The organism is Gottfriedia sp. NPDC057991, from assembly GCF_042886615.1.
GTDB lineage: Bacteria > Bacillota > Bacilli > Bacillales > Bacillaceae_G > Gottfriedia.
Genome location: NZ_JBHVQN010000007.1, coordinates 173102 through 191651 on the forward strand (window position 1 = coordinate 173102; position 18550 = coordinate 191651).

17 protein-coding genes are annotated in these 18550 nt (G+C 33.3%); 1 reads left to right on the forward strand and 16 read right to left on the reverse strand.

The annotated features are described in order from the left end of the window. Positions 1-4: 4 nt before the first annotated feature. Positions 5-1372 (reverse strand): MFS transporter, encoded by a 1368-nt coding sequence (locus tag ACFVR2_RS21620; RefSeq protein ID WP_387366623.1) that lies wholly within the window; start codon positions 1370-1372, stop codon positions 5-7. Positions 1373-1583: 211 nt separating this feature from the next. Between ACFVR2_RS21620 and ACFVR2_RS21625 the strand changes: the two genes are divergently transcribed. Beyond that, positions 1584-1739, forward strand: coding sequence for a hypothetical protein (locus ACFVR2_RS21625; protein ID WP_387366626.1), 156 nt, complete (start codon positions 1584-1586; stop codon positions 1737-1739). A gap of 128 nt (positions 1740-1867) precedes the next feature. Here the strand turns inward: ACFVR2_RS21625 and solA are convergent, their stop codons facing one another. The 15 genes from solA to ACFVR2_RS21700 all read right to left on the reverse strand — a co-directional run bounded on the left by solA (position 1868) and on the right by ACFVR2_RS21700 (position 18541). Next, positions 1868-3013, reverse strand: a complete 1146-nt coding sequence (gene solA / locus ACFVR2_RS21630; protein WP_387366629.1) for an N-methyl-L-tryptophan oxidase — start codon at positions 3011-3013, stop codon at positions 1868-1870. Positions 3014-3163: 150 nt separating this feature from the next. Then, on the reverse strand, positions 3164-4456 hold the full coding sequence (gene murC / locus ACFVR2_RS21635) for a UDP-N-acetylmuramate--L-alanine ligase (protein WP_387366632.1): 1293 nt from the start codon (positions 4454-4456) through the stop codon (positions 3164-3166). A gap of 301 nt (positions 4457-4757) precedes the next feature. After that, positions 4758-5873, reverse strand: coding sequence for a nicotinate phosphoribosyltransferase (locus tag ACFVR2_RS21640; RefSeq protein WP_129691241.1), 1116 nt, complete (start codon positions 5871-5873; stop codon positions 4758-4760). Between the two features lie 98 nt (positions 5874-5971). Then, entirely contained in the window at positions 5972-9160 is a 3189-nt protein-coding gene (locus ACFVR2_RS21645; protein WP_387366636.1) for a DNA translocase FtsK, read from the reverse strand. 214 nt (positions 9161-9374) lie between these two features. Beyond that, a complete protein-coding gene (gene ytpR, locus ACFVR2_RS21650; protein WP_387366639.1) occupies positions 9375-9980 on the reverse strand; it encodes a YtpR family tRNA-binding protein in 606 nt (201 codons plus the stop codon). Between the two features lie 14 nt (positions 9981-9994). After that, positions 9995-10792, reverse strand: a complete 798-nt coding sequence (locus tag ACFVR2_RS21655) for a DUF1444 family protein (protein ID WP_387366642.1) — start codon at positions 10790-10792, stop codon at positions 9995-9997. 17 nt (positions 10793-10809) lie between these two features. Further along, positions 10810-11127, reverse strand: a complete 318-nt coding sequence (locus ACFVR2_RS21660) for a thioredoxin family protein (protein WP_387366645.1) — start codon at positions 11125-11127, stop codon at positions 10810-10812. A gap of 70 nt (positions 11128-11197) precedes the next feature. Continuing rightward, positions 11198-11713, reverse strand: a complete 516-nt coding sequence (locus ACFVR2_RS21665; protein WP_387366648.1) for a DUF84 family protein — start codon at positions 11711-11713, stop codon at positions 11198-11200. A 222-nt stretch (positions 11714-11935) separates the two neighbouring features. Then, positions 11936-12808: an HAD family hydrolase gene (locus ACFVR2_RS21670; RefSeq protein ID WP_387366651.1), complete on the reverse strand. Its 873-nt coding sequence runs from the start codon at positions 12806-12808 to the stop codon at positions 11936-11938. 162 nt (positions 12809-12970) lie between these two features. Then, positions 12971-13756: a DeoR/GlpR family DNA-binding transcription regulator gene (locus tag ACFVR2_RS21675; protein WP_387366654.1), complete on the reverse strand. Its 786-nt coding sequence runs from the start codon at positions 13754-13756 to the stop codon at positions 12971-12973. Between the two features lie 26 nt (positions 13757-13782). Then, positions 13783-14796 carry an ABC transporter ATP-binding protein gene (locus ACFVR2_RS21680; RefSeq protein WP_387366657.1) on the reverse strand — a complete coding sequence of 338 codons (1014 nt, stop codon included), beginning with the start codon at positions 14794-14796 and terminating at the stop codon, positions 13783-13785. After that, complete coding sequence (locus tag ACFVR2_RS21685; protein ID WP_387366660.1) at positions 14793-15662, reverse strand: ABC transporter permease; 870 nt, start codon at positions 15660-15662, stop codon at positions 14793-14795. Before ACFVR2_RS21685 ends, ACFVR2_RS21680 begins: the two co-directional genes overlap by 4 nt. Next, entirely contained in the window at positions 15659-16513 is an 855-nt protein-coding gene (locus ACFVR2_RS21690; RefSeq protein ID WP_387366663.1) for an ABC transporter permease, read from the reverse strand. Before ACFVR2_RS21690 ends, ACFVR2_RS21685 begins: the two co-directional genes overlap by 4 nt. A 98-nt stretch (positions 16514-16611) precedes the next feature. Beyond that, the gene (locus ACFVR2_RS21695) at positions 16612-17439 is read right to left on the reverse strand and encodes an alkaline phosphatase family protein (RefSeq protein WP_387366666.1); all 828 of its coding nucleotides are present in this window, start codon (positions 17437-17439) and stop codon (positions 16612-16614) included. Continuing rightward, positions 17429-18541 carry an ABC transporter substrate-binding protein gene (locus ACFVR2_RS21700; protein ID WP_387366669.1) on the reverse strand — a complete coding sequence of 371 codons (1113 nt, stop codon included), beginning with the start codon at positions 18539-18541 and terminating at the stop codon, positions 17429-17431. The genes ACFVR2_RS21695 and ACFVR2_RS21700 overlap by 11 nt, the downstream gene beginning before the upstream one ends. Positions 18542-18550 lie beyond the last annotated feature (9 nt).

Sequence of the window (18550 nt, forward strand, 5' to 3'; positions counted from 1 at the left end):
AAGTTTAGTGACTTGAAACTGATTGTTTATTTAGCTCAGGCTGATCCTCTTCAAGTAATGGATTACTAGCTTCATTTAATGAAAGTGATTTTGTTTCTGGGGCCCAAGCGATCGAAACAATTGTACCAATGAATAGAATAATAGACATTCCAATCATAGAAGGTGCCATTCCCATTGAGCTAACGCTTATAGGTAAAAGGAATGTTCCAATAGCTGATCCAATTCGACTAACTGCTGTTGTCAAGCCAACCCCAGTTCCACGAACCTCAGTCGGAAATAGTTCAGCAGGATACACTAATGTTAAATTAGAAGCTGCCGACATGACAAATGTAAAGATTGCAAACACAATAATTGCGATTGTATGTAGACCTTGTGGTAAGACTGTTAATGCGAATAATGAAATCGTTAAAATAATAAATGTATTAATTGTAAACCCTCTACGAGTTAACTTTTCAGTACACCATACACCAGCTAACGCTCCTACTAAAAGGAACAAATTTAGAACCATATCTACACCAAATGTTTCTTCAAATCCCAATTTCCTTAAAATAGTTGGTAAGAATGTGTAAATTGCGAAATATGGAACTACCTGACACATATAAAAAAGTGATCCGAATGTTGTTCGTTTCCAAAGCTGCTTATTGAATAAATCTGTAAACTTGTATGCATGTTTAGAATTAGCATCAACTGATTCATCCATTACAGCATTTTCACCAATATACTTTCTTACAATAGCACGTGCTTCTTCAACACGGCCCATCTTTAATAACCAACGTGGAGACTCTGGAGTTCCGAAACGTAAAAGCAAGACAACTAGACCTGGAACAGCTGCACTCACTAACATCCAACGCCAAGCGTCTGGACCTGTTTTTTCTAAATAATAACCAACTAGATTTGAAGCTACATATCCGACTGTCCATAAAACGTTTAATGATGATAATAACATTCCTCTATACTTTCTAGGTGCAAACTCAGCTAGTAAAGTAGATCCTACGGCATAATCTCCTCCAAGAGCAACACCGATTAAAATCCTTAATGCAAAAAGCGTATATGGATCATGAACAAAAAACTGCAGGGCAGATGCGATTGTAATAATAACAAAGTTTGCTAAATAGATTTTCTGCCTACCAATGCGATCTGATAATCCACCAAGAAACAAGCTACCGAAAAAAAGTCCGATTAATGCGGAACTACCAATTAGTCCTTCCCATACAGAATTTAATTTCATCTGTGGACCAAGAAGCGAAAGTGCCATACCTATAATTCCTAAAGCATAGCCATCTGAAAAATTCGATCCAAAAGTAAGTCCAGTAATTCGAATATGGAATTTATTAAGCGGTGCATCGTCCATCATAAATTTTTTTTCTTTCAAAAGAATACCCCCTTTTTTTACTTTTCAGATAAAATAAATTATAAAAAATAGTATGTAATAAAATAACCCTTTACTTAACCGTTCTTAAAGCGCTTCCAAAATTTTCAGTATTTTTAATAAATTATAATTATTACGCTTTAAATTATCTCTAGATAAAGTTTCGGATTACTAGCACAATATTGCTGAAATGTTAAGTCCAGGTGATAAGGGAATGGTAACTAAGATGGAAATAGGAGGAAAAGAATTTAAAAGAATAAGAGATAGCTTATTGGCTATCTCTCAGAAATCTGCGAACTATTTTTTGAAGATTATTTTAGGAGTTTTTTATCGTTTTAATCAATCTTCATTCGATTTAACTGTATCTTAATCTGTTTTACTGTTATTCCTTCTATTTTTTGATTCATTCACACCGTATCTAAATGATTCGTTGGCTTATTTGCAGATTTGACTATTTTATTTGTAAATTTGCCTGATTTATTTGCAGTTTGAGCTTTTTTATTTGCAGTTGAAAAAACGATCTAATGAAAACATACTCAAATCAAAAGCAGATTTCTGATTTGTTACTAGGTCAGCAACAATCTCACCTACTACGCTTGCAAACTTAAAGCCATGGCCGGAGAAACCTGTGGCGATGATTAAATTTTTGTATTCAGGATGCTGATCAATAATGAAGTGCTCATCCGGAGTCATTGTATATAAGCATGTTTTACCTTTTACTAATCTACCATTTGCAAGTGGCATGTACTCACTTAAGAAATTTCTCAGATCCGATTCATCTTCAATGAACTCTCCAAATTCTCGGTTAAATTGATCCGGTTCTACAATTTGTCCTCCATCATGTCGACCAATTTTCAATCCGCTATTATGAAGACTAGGAAAGCCATAGTAATGTCGATCAATTAGATCGATTGTAAATGCCGGTAGCGAACTAGAATCATATAGCTGATGATCACATTCAAACCAAGCAACTGTTTTACGAGTAGGTTTTAGTGGTATATTAATACCAGTCTTTTCAAGAATTTTACCAGACCAAGCGCCTGCACATACTACAAGTTTATCCGCTGTGTAAACAGCATTCTCTGTACGTACTTGTGCCTTATTAGTTCCAACTTCAATATCTATAACAGGCGAGTTTGTTTTAAGACTATTTCCTTTCTCGATATATAGTTCTTTATACGCTCGAACACATTCTTCACTAAAAAGAATTCCGGAAGACGTTTCTAAACAACCAATAAATCCATCCGGTAAACGTAAGCCGGGCCATCTTTCATTGATCTCATTACTATCCATTATTTCAAGCGGCAACGAAAATTCTTTTGCACTATTTATTACTTCATTAGTAAAAGTCGAACCAGGTGCACCAGCACATAAAACGCCGGTTCTTGAGAATAATTGTTTTCCAGACAATTGTTCTAGTTCTTCCCATAGTTTTTGTGCTCGCAATGCTAGCGGCACGTATTCTCTACTTTCTCCATATGCATGACGAATGATCCTAGTATCGCCGTGGTGGCTACCTAAGCTATGAGGTGGATCATAAGAATCTATTAATAATGTATTTTGATTTCCTTTTGATAAGTAGTATCCTGCTGCCATTCCCATAGAGCCTGCTCCAACAATTATTACATCATAGTGATTATTCAATCATTTCACTCCTTACTTACTTCATTCGTATGACATATTCTTTTTGTTTTTACAATTTACCTTCTTAAATAAGCAATTTTTGTAAATCAAGCTTTTTCTAAAAAAACAAAAAACCCGTCTATGATTATTCATAAACGGGTTTTATAGTTTTTAAAGTTTTTCGTATGCTGCTTGGTATTTTTGAATATCTCCAGCACCCATAAAAATTAATACGCTATTTTTATGATTTTGTAAATTGCTGATATTGTCATCAGTCAATAGTTCAGCACCTGCAATTTTACAAGAAAGGTCTTCAATTGTTAAAGTACCTTTATCTTCTCTTGCAGAACCAAAAATATCACATAAGTAAACTTTATCTGCTTTTTCTAATGTATCAGCAAATTCATCTAAAAATTTACTTGTACGTGTAAATGTATGTGGTTGGAACACTGCTACGATTTCACGATCAGGATATTTTTGACGTGCTGCTTGAATCGTCGCTTGGATTTCAGTTGGATGATGAGCATAATCATCAATTAACATTTGATCTCCGAAGCGTTTTTCACTGAAACGACGTTTTACGCCACCGTATGTTAATAATCTTGCTTTAATGATATTAACATCGATTTCTTCATAATGGCAAAGCGCAATTACTGCTAAAGCATTTAAAATACTATGATCACCATATCCTGTAATATCAAAAGTAGCGTAATACGTATTACGGACGAATACATCAAATGTTGTACCATTTGTATGTTTTTCGATATTACGAGCTTGGAAATCATTGTCCTCGTTAAATCCATAATACATTACAGGTACTTTTGCATAAATACGTTGAAGATGTTCGTCATCTCCACATGCAATAATACCTTTCTTTACTTGATCAGCCATTTGTTGGAAAGCATCGAATACATCATCTACACTCTTATAATAATCCGGATGATCAAAATCAATATTAGTCATGATGCAATAGTCTGGAAAGTATGAAAGAAAATGACGACGGTATTCACAAGCTTCAAATACGAAATACTCGCTGTCTTTTTCACCTTTACCAGTACCATCTCCAATTAGAAAAGAAGTTGGACGCGCACCAGAAACTACATGGGCTAATAAACCTGTCGTAGAGGTTTTACCATGTGCTCCAGTAATTGCAACGCTAGTAAATTTATTCATATATTCCCCTAGGAATTTATGATAGCGTGCCATCGGGATTCCTTTTTCAATAGCAGCTGCAATTTCTTCATGAGTATCAGGAAATGCATTGCCTGCTATAACAAATTGGCCTTCTTTAATATTTGCTTTATCAAATGGTAAAATCGTAATATTTTTTTTTCTTAATTCATTTTCAGTGAAAAAGTGCTTTTCATAATCTGATCCCTGAACGGTCAAACCAGAATCATGTAATATTTGTGCCAAAGCACTCATTCCAGTACCTTTAATCCCTACAAAATGGTAAACTGTCATATTAAAAGAACCTCCAAAATCGATCACTAATACAACGGCCTATCTCTTAGACAGTATATGTGTGAATAAAAGAAATGGCATCAATATTTTATAAATTTGATGCATTGTTAAATTGCCGAGTCTAGTTATTTTTCTAATGATAACTAACTTAAATTTTTACGCAATTAGTATTATATCACTTTAACTCCCATAGGACTATTTATTTTAAGTCGCACTATAAGGAAATAGGTGGAAAAGTAAATACTTTAAGTTATCTGCTTATATTAAAATACTATCAATCTAAATTGATTTTTTTGTCCCTTTATAGTCTAGGGCTCATTTCTACTCTTTCTAATCGAGGATTTTCACGAAGCTTTCTTCCAGCTTTCGCTTGTTGTACACCATTTAACTCGACATTATCACCTGTAAAGCCTACATTAACTTTTAATAAACTTCCGCCTACACCATATAAATCTACTGGTACACCTTGTTTCTCAAAAGCTAAGATTCTTTCTACAGTAAATCCACCGCTTACTACAATTTGTACATGCTGATACCCTTCTTGATCTAGTGCATTTCGTAAAGCAAAAATTAATGGAGGATTTACACCCCTAGGGTCAAAACTTCCTAATAATTCTGGATTGCCAATAAAATACTGATCAATCATTGTTTTCGATGTATCTACACGTACAGCCTTTAATTTACTACCATATTCTCGTGCAACCTTTAAAGCGTCATTTATGACATCATTATTATAATCTACTAAGACAATTAAATCATCTTGTGGATAAACTTCTGTGTATGCACGCGCAGCTTCCACAACATCACCATTATACATTTGAATCAATGCATGAGGCATTGTACCCATACCTTCATTGCCCCACCACTCATTCATTGCATGAGTTGCTTGAGCAGTTGCACCACCAATAAATGCAGCGTAACCGTCACCTGCTTGTGTCGTGAAATGATCATCACGATCTCCCATGAAAATAACAGGCTTTTTAATACCTGCGGATTTTGCAGAATGTTTTACATTGTAAACATTTGTAGCAACAGAAGTACGTCTAGCCAAAATACCGTCAATAATTCCCTCTAAATAGCCAAAATCAGCATATTTACCTTTAATTGTTAATACAGTTTCAAATGGTTCAATCATATCTCCATCCTTTAATGAATGAACAATAAGATTTTCTGGATGATCTGCAAAAGTTTGTAAAATCGCAATTGCTTCATCTGTGCCACATAATACTGCACTTTCTCTTTGGAAAAATTGCATTGTTACTTCAGTATCTGGCTTCTTTTTTCGAATGATTTCTCTAGTTTTTAAAAAGTATACAGCTGAAAACCAGCCTTCTCCGATTCTCTCATCAAATTTGAATGTTTGGTTCGTTAATCGGCTTATTTTACCTTGTAATTTTAAATCTAATTCTTTTTCCATGAATCTTCACCTGCTGAAAAGTATCGTTCTTTTTTTTCTAGTATGGGTTAAAAAATCTTTAACATTCGTTACTTAATTTTTATCGAATTTCTAATTTATCACTCAGAACGAATCTCCTCTAATGATGTTATCAGTACATCACGAGGTTTACTTCCATTTTGACTCGATACAATCCCGTGATCAAACATTAGGTCAATTAATCTAGCTGCACGGTTATATCCAATTCGAAAACGTCTTTGTAACATTGAAACAGAAGCACCTTTTTGATCAATAACAAACTCCACTGCTTCTTCAAAAAGTTCATCATCAACATCCTGTGCATCCGCTTTTGCTACAAGTTCCTCTTGGTTAAATAAGTAATTCGGTTTTTGTTGGTCTTTAACAATCTCTACAACTTGTTCGATTTCATCATCCGAAACATAAACTCCCTGTAATCGAATTGCTTGAGATTTTCCATTATCTAAGAATAACATATCTCCTCGTCCAAGTAACTTTTCAGCTCCGCCAATATCAATAATTGTTCTAGAATCTACTTGTGACGATACTGTAAACGCAATACGCGTCGGTATATTTGATTTAATAATACCTGTAATGACATCAACTGAAGGTCTTTGAGTTGCAACTAATAAATGGATTCCGCATGCTCTCGCTTTTTGGGCAATACGACAAATATAAGTTTCTACATCCCCAGGAGATACCATCATTAAATCCGCTAATTCATCAATTATAATGACTAAGTAAGGTAACTCATCATTATAAGCACCTTTTTTCTTCGCTAAATCATTGAATCGCTTAATATCTCTTGCCCCAGCATGAGCAAATAAATCATAACGTCGATCCATTTCTTCACATGCCCATTTTAAAGCAGCAGTCGCGGCTCTAGCGTCCGTAATGACTGGCGAAATAAGATGTGGAATATGATTGTACGGTGCAAGTTCAACCATCTTAGGATCGATTAAAATTAATTTCACTTCATGAGGTTTCGCTTTATATAAAATGCTAACTAAAATTGAATTAATACATACACTCTTTCCAGATCCTGTTGCCCCGGCAATTAAACCATGTGGCATTTTTGAAATATCTGCATAGACAGGCTCTCCACCTATATCAAGTCCTAGAGCAACTGTTAAAGGTGACTCACTTTGCAAAAATTTATCCTGACTAACTAATTCTCTTAAGTACACAGGCTTACTTTCTTTATTTGGTACTTCTATACCAATGGCACTTCGACCTGGAATCGGTGCTTCAATTCGAATATCTCTTGCTGCTAAGCTCAATTTAATATCGTCTTGTAAGTTCGTTATTTTATTTACTTTTACGCCAGGATCAGGCTGTACTTCGAAACGAGTTACTGTTGGTCCTTGAGTTGCAGCAATTACTTTAGCTCCTACATTAAAATTATGTAATGTTTCTTGCAGGAGTTGCTTTTGACCTTCAACCCAATCTCCATCATTAAATTGTTCCATTGGGGGATCAACTAATAAATCTAATTCTGGTAATTCATAAAGGACTGGTGGCAATTCTTCTAAACTTTGAGATTCAACAGTCTGATCAATCTCTTTAGTGATATCCGTTTCTTTTTTACTTTCTTCAGTTTCAAGAACTGGCTGATCTTGAATTCCTTCAGGAGTATTTTCATGAGTAATTGCTTCATCAATTATTTCACTTGGTTGAACTTTCTCTAAAGGTAAAATTTCACTTTGTACAGATAAACTAGCATTCTCAATCATCTGTTCATTTTGTTTTGTCTCAACTTCTTCATTGACCTTTTCTACTGTTGCAGCAGATTCATTTTGTAATTCACGAAGTTGCCTCATTATATTTAATTTTCTTGACGCCTCTACGTCACTTTTAAGCATCATTACATTAAAAGGAAAATGGCGTTTTTTCTGACGTTTCTCGATTGGTTTAGGTTCAGATTCCTCTTTATTAGCTTCAATTTCAGTCTTTATCTGTTCATTAGTGTTTGTATCAGAATGTTGATTAATTTCAACTGATTCCTCTACTTTAGATTCTATAATTGAATTTTCTTGCTCTACCGCTTCTTCTTTAATCTCTTTTAAAACCTCATCTGTTAATTCTGACTCTACATCATACACTTCATTATTTTGAACAGGATCAATACCTTTGTCTTCGTTTTCATCATCTTGGACCAAAGTCTCAACATGATCATTCGAGTCATTTTGTTCAATGATGTCTTCCATATTTAGAGTAAAATCATCATTTTCTTTGTCTTCTTTAATGGAGGCAAGATCCGACTCATGAATATTTACTTCATGCTGTACTTCTTCTATCTCAACTTCAGCCTCTGCGTCGATTTTAATGGTTTTGAGCTGTACTTCTTCCTCTTCTTTCACTTCAACTTCTGTTTCAATTGGATGTTCAACAAGCTGTACAACTTCATTCGTCTCTTCAACTTCAATTTCATGAGTTTCAAGTTGTACATTTTCAACTTCATGTTCTATTTCATTTTGATGAACTTCAACTTGTAGAACTTCATTTTCAACTTGATTAGCTTCAGTTTGAATTTCTTCTTTTTCTACTAGATCTAATACTTCAATTATTTCTTGATTTTGATTGCCGAAACTTCCTTTTTCGAAAGTATCGATTTCAACTTTTTCAAACGAAGTTTCAAGTACATTATTAATTTGAGAAGCTTCAACTCTCAGTTCTTCTTTAGTTGAAGAAAGGTCAGAATCAGTAGCATTCTCTTCTTTTATCGGAGGCTTTTGATAACCATAAATTGGTGAAATATATTCACTTGGTCGAAATGGTGTTTTTCTTTTTGGACGAAAAACAATATCGACCTTTTCTTCTTTTTCTACTTTTACTGGTTCTTTTACTGGTTCTTCCTCACTTTTCGAGACCTGATGTTTTTCAAGTCGACTAGCTAAATTACTTTTATCGTATTGATTGCTTTGAAAAGTATTGCTTTGAAAAGTATTTCTTATAAAATTATTACTCTGGTTATATGTAGGTTTATATTCTTTATTTAAATTGTTTGGTGACTTTTTCCAAATATCATCATTTTTTTCTTGTTTAAAAACTGGTTCAATTTTTGTTTCCTTGATAGGTTTTAGTTCTGGTTTCGGTTTTGGTTCTGGTGTCGGTAATTCTTCATCTAAATCAATTGGAAACCTAAATTTTGGACGCTCAGATAAAGCGTTTCTCTTTTTTTCGATCGAGTGTGATTGATATACATTCTCCTCAACAGGCTTTTCTTCAAACTCTTCTTCAATCTCATTAAGGCTATTCGCCTTAAAAAGGCTTTTTAACCATTTTTTCATTTTTCTCACTCTCTCTATTTCTTTTCATACCTTTTATTTTACCATGTGACATAATGACAAAAAACACATTATTATTACAAATTGCGCTAGTTCAATCATATTTCGATATCAAATATATAATTTAATCAAATTATTATTAAAATAATAATTCTTTTATTGAAAAACATAAAAAATACTAGACCAATTATGGCCTAGCATTTATACGACATATTATTTAGTTAAAAAAAGCTTTTCCAACTTCAGCATCAGCTTCAAGAACTAAGATTCCTTTTTCTTGTGGAGCGTCAGGTAGGTCAAGTTCACGTGCAGAGCAAATCATACCGAATGAATCCACTCCACGTAAATTAGCATCTTTAATGACTAATCCTGATGGCATTACTGCACCAACTTTTGCAACAACAACCTTTTGTCCTTGTTCAACATTCGGAGCACCACAAACAATTTGTAATGTATCTGTTCCAACGTCTACTTTGCAAATATTTAATTTATCAGCATTTGGATGTTTTTCTTTTTCGATCACATATCCAATAACGAATTTAGGTGAAAGGTCTAATACTAATGTATCTTCAAATCCTTCTTTTGCTAGTAATTCATTAACCGTATTAACAATGTGTTCAGTAATCGTAACCATACCATTTTCTTGAACATCTACATAAGTAGATGCCTCAAACACATTAATAGCAACCGTTTCATTCGTAACTACACTATATACGCGTGCAATATCCCCTTTTCGTTCAACTTGACGATCTTCTGATGGAATTTGTTTTAATGTAATTAATAGAGTATCGCCGATTCCTTCTTTGTTATAAAAAATATTCACTGATTTCTTCCTCTCTATTGCTTCTTTTGTTTCCCTAAAATAAATACTGGCATTAGCTTCTCATTTTCGTAAGCAAATGACAATGATGTAATTGGTATTTTCCCACTTGCAAAGAAACTCATATTCATTTGCGCCATTATATCATAACCTACGTTATTTCGAATGTCAGCAAGGATTAGTACATCTCCATGAGGAATTCCTACTAATAATTCACCATTTACTTTTGATTGAATTTCTTTTATAAAAGTACTGTTTAGTACTCTACTCGCATCGTATCCATCATTTGTACGTACAAAATAAAAAGTATTATCTGCAACAATATCTTCTTTTATTTGAACAGGCATTTTTCTTAAATTAAATAAAGCAATAGAATGGAGTTGATCTTTTGTATAACCTGACTTTACTAATAAATTTTCATCGATTAGTTGATACGTTTTTTCTGAATCAATAGCATAGTAAATTCTAGTTTCTGCAGTATGCTCATCAGTTACAAATAAATTTCCTTCTTCCTTTTCTGTCGGAAACGATGTAGCTCGAATGACTGGTCGAATTTGTTCTTCAAGAAATACAGTTTCAGAGTGCATAGCAGAAAGTGCTTCTTTTATATAATAAATTAATTCATTAAATGCCTCTTCACCTTCTGCTTCATACTTTGCTACTGCACTATTTAAAGAGACACTCATCCCTTTATTACTTTCAATCCCTTCAATTCGAAGGTCTTCTTTTTCACGATCATAGATAAAACGCCAATCTTCATTTCCAAGGCGGTTTTCTATCATTTTTTTTAAGTCTAGTGTTGTTTTTTTAGCCAATTGTTTTACCTACCTTATTAGCCTCTTAATCCTTCAAGAAACTCTTCTACTTGTTCTTTTGTTTTACGATCCTTATTTACATAACGACCTATTTCTTCACCATTATTAAACGCTACAAAGCTTGGTATGCCAAAAATATCTAGATTTTGGCATACCTCAATGAATTGGTCACGATCTACATAATAAAACGTAAAATCTTTATTTTCATCAATTATTTCTTGAAAGAACATATCTAAAAATCTGCAATCCGGACACCAATCTGCTGAAAATTGGAAAACCACTTTTTCTCCTTGTTTCGCTTTTTCGAATTGTTCAACTGATGTAATTTTTTCCATTCTTTTTCCCTCACTTAATTCGTTTTCTTTTATTTTATCTTATTTTTATCGATATGCAAAAAGGACGACCTCAATTGTTTTCTTCTTTTCGTTTCTTGAATTCATATTGTCCAAATAGTAATTCACAAATATGTTCAAAGATTTCTGTCCTAGTAATTCGGCCATTCGTAAATACCCCTACTGCCCCTTCTTTACTACGTATATCTTTTTCATTCGTATAACGTTCCATTAATACAGCAAGCTCAGTTCCATTTCGTAGCTCATTAATAAATTCGCTAGGTAATAAAATTTTTGCTCCGCTTGCAAGTATTACTTCATTTTCATATACAAGTGCTCCCCAGTTACAAAGAAAAAGCCGATCGTTTTCTATAATGACCCCACCTTCTAACCCAATACCGATTTCGGACTCACCTGCGACTCTAGCATTATGCGCTCTGTTTATAGCACCTTGCATAGTTTCTTGATCTGTCAAGGGTTGATTCGAAACATTTGATGGAACATTTAGTCCCTCAACTTTATACTGATTAAAAACTTTTTTAACAGCTCCTACTTTTGTAGGATTTAAAGAACCAATTATTATTTTCATTGTCGTAACTCCATTCACTGGTCTTATGCTTTATTAAGTTATATATCTAATTTTAATATACAATAAAAAAGACACTTTCAAAATGAAAGCATCTTTACAATTATCTCACCTATTATTTAATTCAATGACATATCTTCATTGAATCATTCAACTATTACCTTATTTGAGACAATGAATTTTCTACTAAGGTAACATAGAAACATTATACACCTTCCATAACTTTTATCTTTTAGCTACAAAAGTATCAATATATCTATAAATGGCATGGGCAACGCCATTTTCAAAATTATTTAGAGTTGACGTTGTACAAATTGCTTTGATATCTTCTTTTGCATTCCCCATTGCAACACTATATCCGACTTTTTCAAACATCGAAATATCATTATTACTGTCGCCAATAGCCATGGACTGGTCTAATGAACCCCTCAATAAAAAAACTAACTTTTCTAATGCTAATCCTTTTGATGCAGAGCGACTCGTAATCTCAATATTATGCTCCGCAGATGAAACAACCATTAACTCATTACATTTACTAAATTGATTTCTAGCTTCTTCTAATTTTTTCTTATTAAACGTACATGCTAATATATTATTAACTTCTTCATTTCGTTGTATTATTTCTTGATAATGATTAACTAATACATACCCACACTGATCGAATTGTCTTTCAGCAACATTAACTAACTCCTTCATTTCTTCATCTAACTCAGTTCTTTTTAGGCTATTAATCTCATTTTGGAAAATCTTTCTTCTTTCTTTAAGAGCATAAATACTTTTATCTGTAAAAACTTCAAAATAATAGTTTCGGTCATCAAGCCACTTTATTATCTGTTCAACATTAGTTTTTGAGATTGTAATTGATGAGATACATTCTCCGATTTTTGAATGGATTGTTGCCCCATTTGTTCCAATCACATATGGCGAGATCCTGAATCTTTCACAAATTTTTTTGGCATCAAAATACGCTCGACCAGTTGAAATAACGATTTCAATTCCATTTTCCCCTGCAAATTTAATTGCATTAATATTTTCTTCACTAATTTCATTTTCATTATTTAATAATGTTCCATCTAAATCTATTGCAATGAAACTCATTGATTTTGTCCCCTTTAATTTATTATACTTCTCATCTAGTTTAATAATGTTCATTAGACGGTCATCAAACGAATGGCAAGCTTAAGAAGGACAATAACGATTCATTAATTACGCTATTGTCTACTTAACAAAAAAGAATAAATATTATTTAGTCCGTCGATTTTAATTTGCTTGAATCCATTTGATTTCTTCTAATTTTGAATGCTCCTTCCATTCTTCTGGAAATGAATGGTCACATACTATTGCATCAACCTTTTCAAGAGAACAAACTTTACAAAATGTATCTACACCAATTTTCGAGTAATCTGTTAATAAAATCACTTGCTTGGACACTTCCACCATTTTTCGAGAAACTAAAGTTTCATGGAAATGATAATTGCTTACTCCATTTTGAGCTGAAACACCGCCCGCTGAAATAAATGCCTTATCAATATTAAATTGACTTAGTAATTGTTCTGTAATACTTCCACTTATTGATTGTTGCTTTGGATCAACTATTCCACCAAGTAATAATATTTGCCCGGTAAACTTATTTTGATTTAATGATTCTGTTAACAGAGAAGACACAGGTAATGAATTAGTCAATATAGTTATATCTTTTTTATTTTCAATACACTGAGCAAATTCAAGCATTGTTGTGCCTACATCAATTGCAATTACATCTCCATTAGAAATTAAATCCATGGCCTTTTTACCAATCTTTACTTTTGCTTCCTGATTCACAGTCGTACGTTGCATAAAAGGAGGTTCCTCATTTTGATAAACTGTTTTTATTGCTCCACCATACACCTTTTTTAAAAGACCTTTTTCCTCTAATATCATTAAATCTCGACGAATTGTTTCTTCTGATACATTAAATTGTTCAACTAATTCGATAACTTTAACTTTTCCTTTTTTATTAAGTTCTTTTAAAATCTCGTTTTTTCTTTCCTCAGGTAAAACAGACATTTTAATCCTCCAGAAACTTTAATAATTTATAAGATAACGCATTCTTTCTTAGGTACAATAATGTTAACATGCTCACCTTGCTGGAACATTTCACCTCGGTGGTTAAGGTTGTCTACAAGAAATGCAGATTCTTCGGTTTCAACTTCGTACCTTAAAACGTTACCAGTCATCGTAACATCTGAAATAATCCCCTTTATTCCCCAGTTTCGTTGTAAATCCATGCTGTCATTTCCTACAGCTACTAATTTTAATACTTCAGGTCGAATTGCTACATCATTTCCAATTAATTCATTACTACGAACAAGTTTATGGAAAACGTCCATCTCATAAACATTGTAATTTCCGATAAATTTTGCTACGAACTTATTTACTGGTGTTGTATAGATCTCGGAAGGCGTACCTTCTTGTACGACATTTCCATTATTCATAACAAAAATTCGATCCGACATTGTCATTGCTTCTTCTTGATCATGTGTAACAAAAATAGTCGTAATATCTAGTTCTTGCTGTATTCTTTTTAATTCTTTTTGTAAGCTTTTTCGAATTTTTGCATCTAATGCACTTAACGGTTCATCTAATAATAGTACTTTTGGTTCCATGACAAGCGCTCGGGCTAAAGCAACTCTTTGTTGTTGCCCTCCTGATAATTGGTGGGGATATGATTCTTCTTTACCTGTTAAATCAACGATTTCAATCATTTTTTTTACTCTTACATGTATGTTTTTATCTTTTTTCATTTTTAGACCATATGCAATATTTTCAAATACTGTCATATTTGGAAAAAGTGCATATGACTGAAATACCATACCTACCTCGCGTTGGCGCGGAGATAAATTAGTTATGTTCTTCCCATCTATTAATATATTTCCTATATCGACGTCTTCAAGTCCAGCGATAGAACGTAATAAAGTACTTTTCCCGCATCCACTTTGACCTAAAAGCGTAACGAATTCTCCTTTATTAAATGTTAAGGAAATATTATTTAAGACGACTTGATTTTGATATTTTTTAGTCACTTGATCAATATTTACGTAGCTCATTTAACTTCACCTTCTATTGCAGTATTTTTTAAATGACCTTGTTTTTTTAAAATAGACCACCTTTTATTTATCACAGCAGGATTTTTTTTAGTTTTAAACGAGAGTTTTAAGACTGTTCCAGTTAAAAGTAAAATCACCAAATAATAAGTAATAACTATGGCACTTGTTAAATGACCACTACTATTTAGTTTATCGGCAAGATATATTTGAAGGGTTTCAAATCTTCCACCTACTAGTAAATTCGCAAATGCAAACTCACTAAATAAAAGAGCTACGGACAATAAACTTGATACTAATATTCCAGATAAAATATTCGGAAGCACAACTGTTCTAAACGCTTGAAATTTAGTTGCACCAAGTAATTCAGCTGCATCTACAAGTTGAATGGCATTTATTGTTCTAAGACTATTACGAATACCTTGATACATAAAAGGTAGAATGGTTATAAAGTAAGCTCCAACTAGTATCCATGGAGTACCAGCAATTTGAAATGGGCCATTAGAATATAGCTTAATTAACCCAACTGCTCCTACAATTGGTGGGATACCATACGGAAGCATCGCAATTGCTTGGAGAATTCCTTCAAATTTTTTAAAATATACAGTTATAATAAAGATTGTTGGGAGCATGATTGAAACACTTAAAAAGACAGTTATGATAATTAAAAATAATGTTCGTTGAAAAGCCTCAAAAAATCGTCCATCTTGAAATAATTCAATATACCAATTAAATGTATAGCTCTCAGGTAAGATTGAATGATCCCACTTATTTGCAATTGAAAATAAAAATGTACCGACTAGTGGGATTAATAAATAGATTACAAGTAATCCAACTATTACTTTAAAAAATGTTGTTTGTAATTTCATCGTAAATCCCTCCTAATGCGACGCATCATTCTTTCATTAATCCACATTGCTCCAATCATGGTCGCTGCTAGAAGGACTCCTAATGCGCTACCTAATTGTGGTTTTAATGTAACGTCACTTGAGACTAGCGAGGCAATTTGTAATGACAATAAATTATAATTGCTACCAACTAATGCGTAGGCTGTTGCATAAGCTCCCATAGCGTTAGCAAATAAAATACTAAATGTGCCTACTATACTTGGTAATAGTACTGGAATTCCAATTCTTAGCCAAAATGATATTGTTGATCCTCCTAATAATGCAGACGCTTCTTTCCATTGTTGCTTTATTCCTTGAAAAGAAGGGTATATCAACAAAATTGCTAATGGAATCTGAAAATAAATATAGACAAGTATAAGTCCGGTCCAAGAATATAAATTAAAATCCGCAAATATATTCCAACCGAGTTTTGCAAAAAGCAAAGTAAATAGTCCATTGTTTCCAAGTAAAATAATATATGAGAAAGAAAGAGGGATTCCTTCAAAATTTGAAGTCACATTAGCAATCATTAATAGACGATTTTGTATTTTACGTGAAAACTTTGTAAAGGAATAAGCTGTGACAACGGCTATTAGAATAGATATAACTGCCGAAACAATAGAAATAACAATACTATTTTTAATAGCTTGTAAGTAAAACTTACTTTTAAAAATAGTTATATATTGATTCATAGTTAAATGGATTCCATCATCTGCGTAAAAACCATTCTTAATCATTGCAATCATTGGCCCTAATTCAAAACCTATTACAAACAATACAAATGGCAATAAAAGAGCTAATAAGTAAATCTTATGTTTTTTTATTTTGTGCAAAGCTTCTCGCTCCCTAAAATTCTTTATACATTAGAGAATTGGTAAAATTTTCACTAAACCAATTCCCCTTCCATAAAAATCTTCATATCATTAAAACGTCAATTAATTTCTTTAAATCCGGGTAACTGATATGAAATCATCTTATTTGATGGCTCAATATTTAAGAGCTCACAAACAAGTGGAGCAAAAGCCAACTGAGGGATTACTTCGTTATAAACACCAGGCTCAACTTTTGGACTGATGATAAACAGTGGTACATCTCGTTCGCCTGCTGTTATTCCCCCGTGATTACCAGTTTCGCTCATCCCATGATCAGAAGTAATTAAAATGTGATAACCTTCTGACATCCAAATTGGAAGAAGTTGCGCTAACAAACTGCCCATTTTTAAAATTTGTTCTCTATATTCTTTCGATTCCGAACCATATATTTCTCCTTTAACGTCTACACCTAAAGGGTGAATGTATAAAAAGTGGGGATCATATTTTCTACGTAAAGCTTCTGCATCCATAAACACGTGACTGTCTGGATAATCGTCATCCCAATAGAATTTTCCGTATTGAATCGCTTTAGATTGATCATCTTGTTCTCGATCCTCAATAAAATTAAATGGTGCTCGATTATATAGTTCGCTTACCCAGTAATAAGAAACCGCTCCATTTCTAAAACCATTTTCCTTTGTAAGATGAAAGATACTTTTTTCATTCGATAAACGAACTGCTTGATTAGATGTAATTCCATTTACAGATGATGGTGTTCCGGTTAATAACACTTCATATAGTGGGCGAGAAAGACTCGGAAGCTCCGATTTCATCTTGTATAGTGCTGCTTGATTTAATTCCACTAAATGCTGTACATATCCAAGCGCTTCGCATGCTTTGTCATATCTCATTCCATCAACAACTATAGCTATAACTTTATTTGACATTTACTAACACCTCTTCTTGCCAAATTTGAGGTAAAGTTTTTGCAGTTTCTTCCCAAGCCTTAAAATCTTTAATTGGCTTTGCTTTTTTGTATTGCTCTTTTGGAATCATTTTTTCAGCTACATCCTTTGGAAGTTCAACATTACGAATTGGTCGAGCAAATCCTTTTGCTAAGTTGATTTGTCCTTCATCGCTTAAAATATATTCTCTTGTAGCCATAGCAGCATAAGGGTGTTTAGCATATTTATTGATAATAGTTGAGTATCCACTAACAACTGATCCATCACTAGGGATAGATACATCAAATTGACTACGCTTAATTGCTTCAGCATAACCAAGCGCATTAAAGTCCCAAACAAGTGCTACTTCAACCTCTCCTTTTTCGATGTTTGCTGGTTTAGCATCTGTTAAGCTTAAACGGCCTTGCTTAGCAAGCTTTTTAAAAAAGTCGATCCCTGGCTGGATATTTGATTCATCTCCACCATATGCAATAGCAGCAGCAAGTACGGCCATTTGGTTCTGTGAACCACGTTGAACGTCTCCAACCGTTACTTTATAATTCCCCTTCAAAATATCGTCCCATGATTTAGGAGGTGTTTTTACTAGTTCTTTATTTGTTAGAAAAGAAATAGTTCCTTGATAACCGACTACCCAGTCTCCATTGTCATCCTTTGCCCAATCAGGTATCTCGTCCCAGTAAGATGTTTTGTATGGAATAGTTAATTTCTTTTGTTCAGCGAGTGGACCAAAAGACATACCAACATCCCCAATATCTGCAGTAGCATTCTCTTTTTCAGAGTCCATTTTTGCAATTTCTTCCGCACTAGACAAATCTGTGTCAGTGTGTTTCAAATTATACTTTTCATTAACTTCATTCCAAGTTTCAACCCAGTTAGCCCATGAATCGGGCATACCTACACTATTTATTTCACCTTCTTTTTTTGCTTTCACTTCAATTTCTTTAAGAGTTAATGAATTTGGATTTAATACAGATTCACTTTTCGATTCCACGGCTTTTCCGCATGCTGTTAGTCCTAGAACTGTCATACCCATAACGACAACTTGAAATGCCTTGTAACTTTTCTTCTTATATTCAGTTTTCATTTTAGATCT

Coding starts and splice junctions, on each gene's coding strand:
- ACFVR2_RS21695 (WP_387366666.1), bottom strand. CDS start 17,439: ATGTCAAATAAAGTTATAGCTATAGTTGTTGATGGAATGAGATATGAC.
- ACFVR2_RS21640 (WP_129691241.1), bottom strand. CDS start 5,873: ATGGAAAAAGAATTAGATTTAAAATTACAAGGTAAAATAAGCCGATTA.
- ACFVR2_RS21675 (WP_387366654.1), bottom strand. CDS start 13,756: ATGTCTGTTTTACCTGAGGAAAGAAAAAACGAGATTTTAAAAGAACTT.
- ACFVR2_RS21680 (WP_387366657.1), bottom strand. CDS start 14,796: ATGAGCTACGTAAATATTGATCAAGTGACTAAAAAATATCAAAATCAA.
- ACFVR2_RS21700 (WP_387366669.1), bottom strand. CDS start 18,541: ATGAAAACTGAATATAAGAAGAAAAGTTACAAGGCATTTCAAGTTGTC.
- ACFVR2_RS21625 (WP_387366626.1), top strand. CDS start 1,584: ATGGTAACTAAGATGGAAATAGGAGGAAAAGAATTTAAAAGAATAAGA.
- ACFVR2_RS21670 (WP_387366651.1), bottom strand. CDS start 12,808: ATGAGTTTCATTGCAATAGATTTAGATGGAACATTATTAAATAATGAA.
- ACFVR2_RS21645 (WP_387366636.1), bottom strand. CDS start 9,160: ATGAAAAAATGGTTAAAAAGCCTTTTTAAGGCGAATAGCCTTAATGAG.
- ACFVR2_RS21685 (WP_387366660.1), bottom strand. CDS start 15,662: ATGAAATTACAAACAACATTTTTTAAAGTAATAGTTGGATTACTTGTA.
- ACFVR2_RS21665 (WP_387366648.1), bottom strand. CDS start 11,713: ATGAAAATAATAATTGGTTCTTTAAATCCTACAAAAGTAGGAGCTGTT.
- ACFVR2_RS21660 (WP_387366645.1), bottom strand. CDS start 11,127: ATGGAAAAAATTACATCAGTTGAACAATTCGAAAAAGCGAAACAAGGA.
- murC (WP_387366632.1), bottom strand. CDS start 4,456: ATGACAGTTTACCATTTTGTAGGGATTAAAGGTACTGGAATGAGTGCT.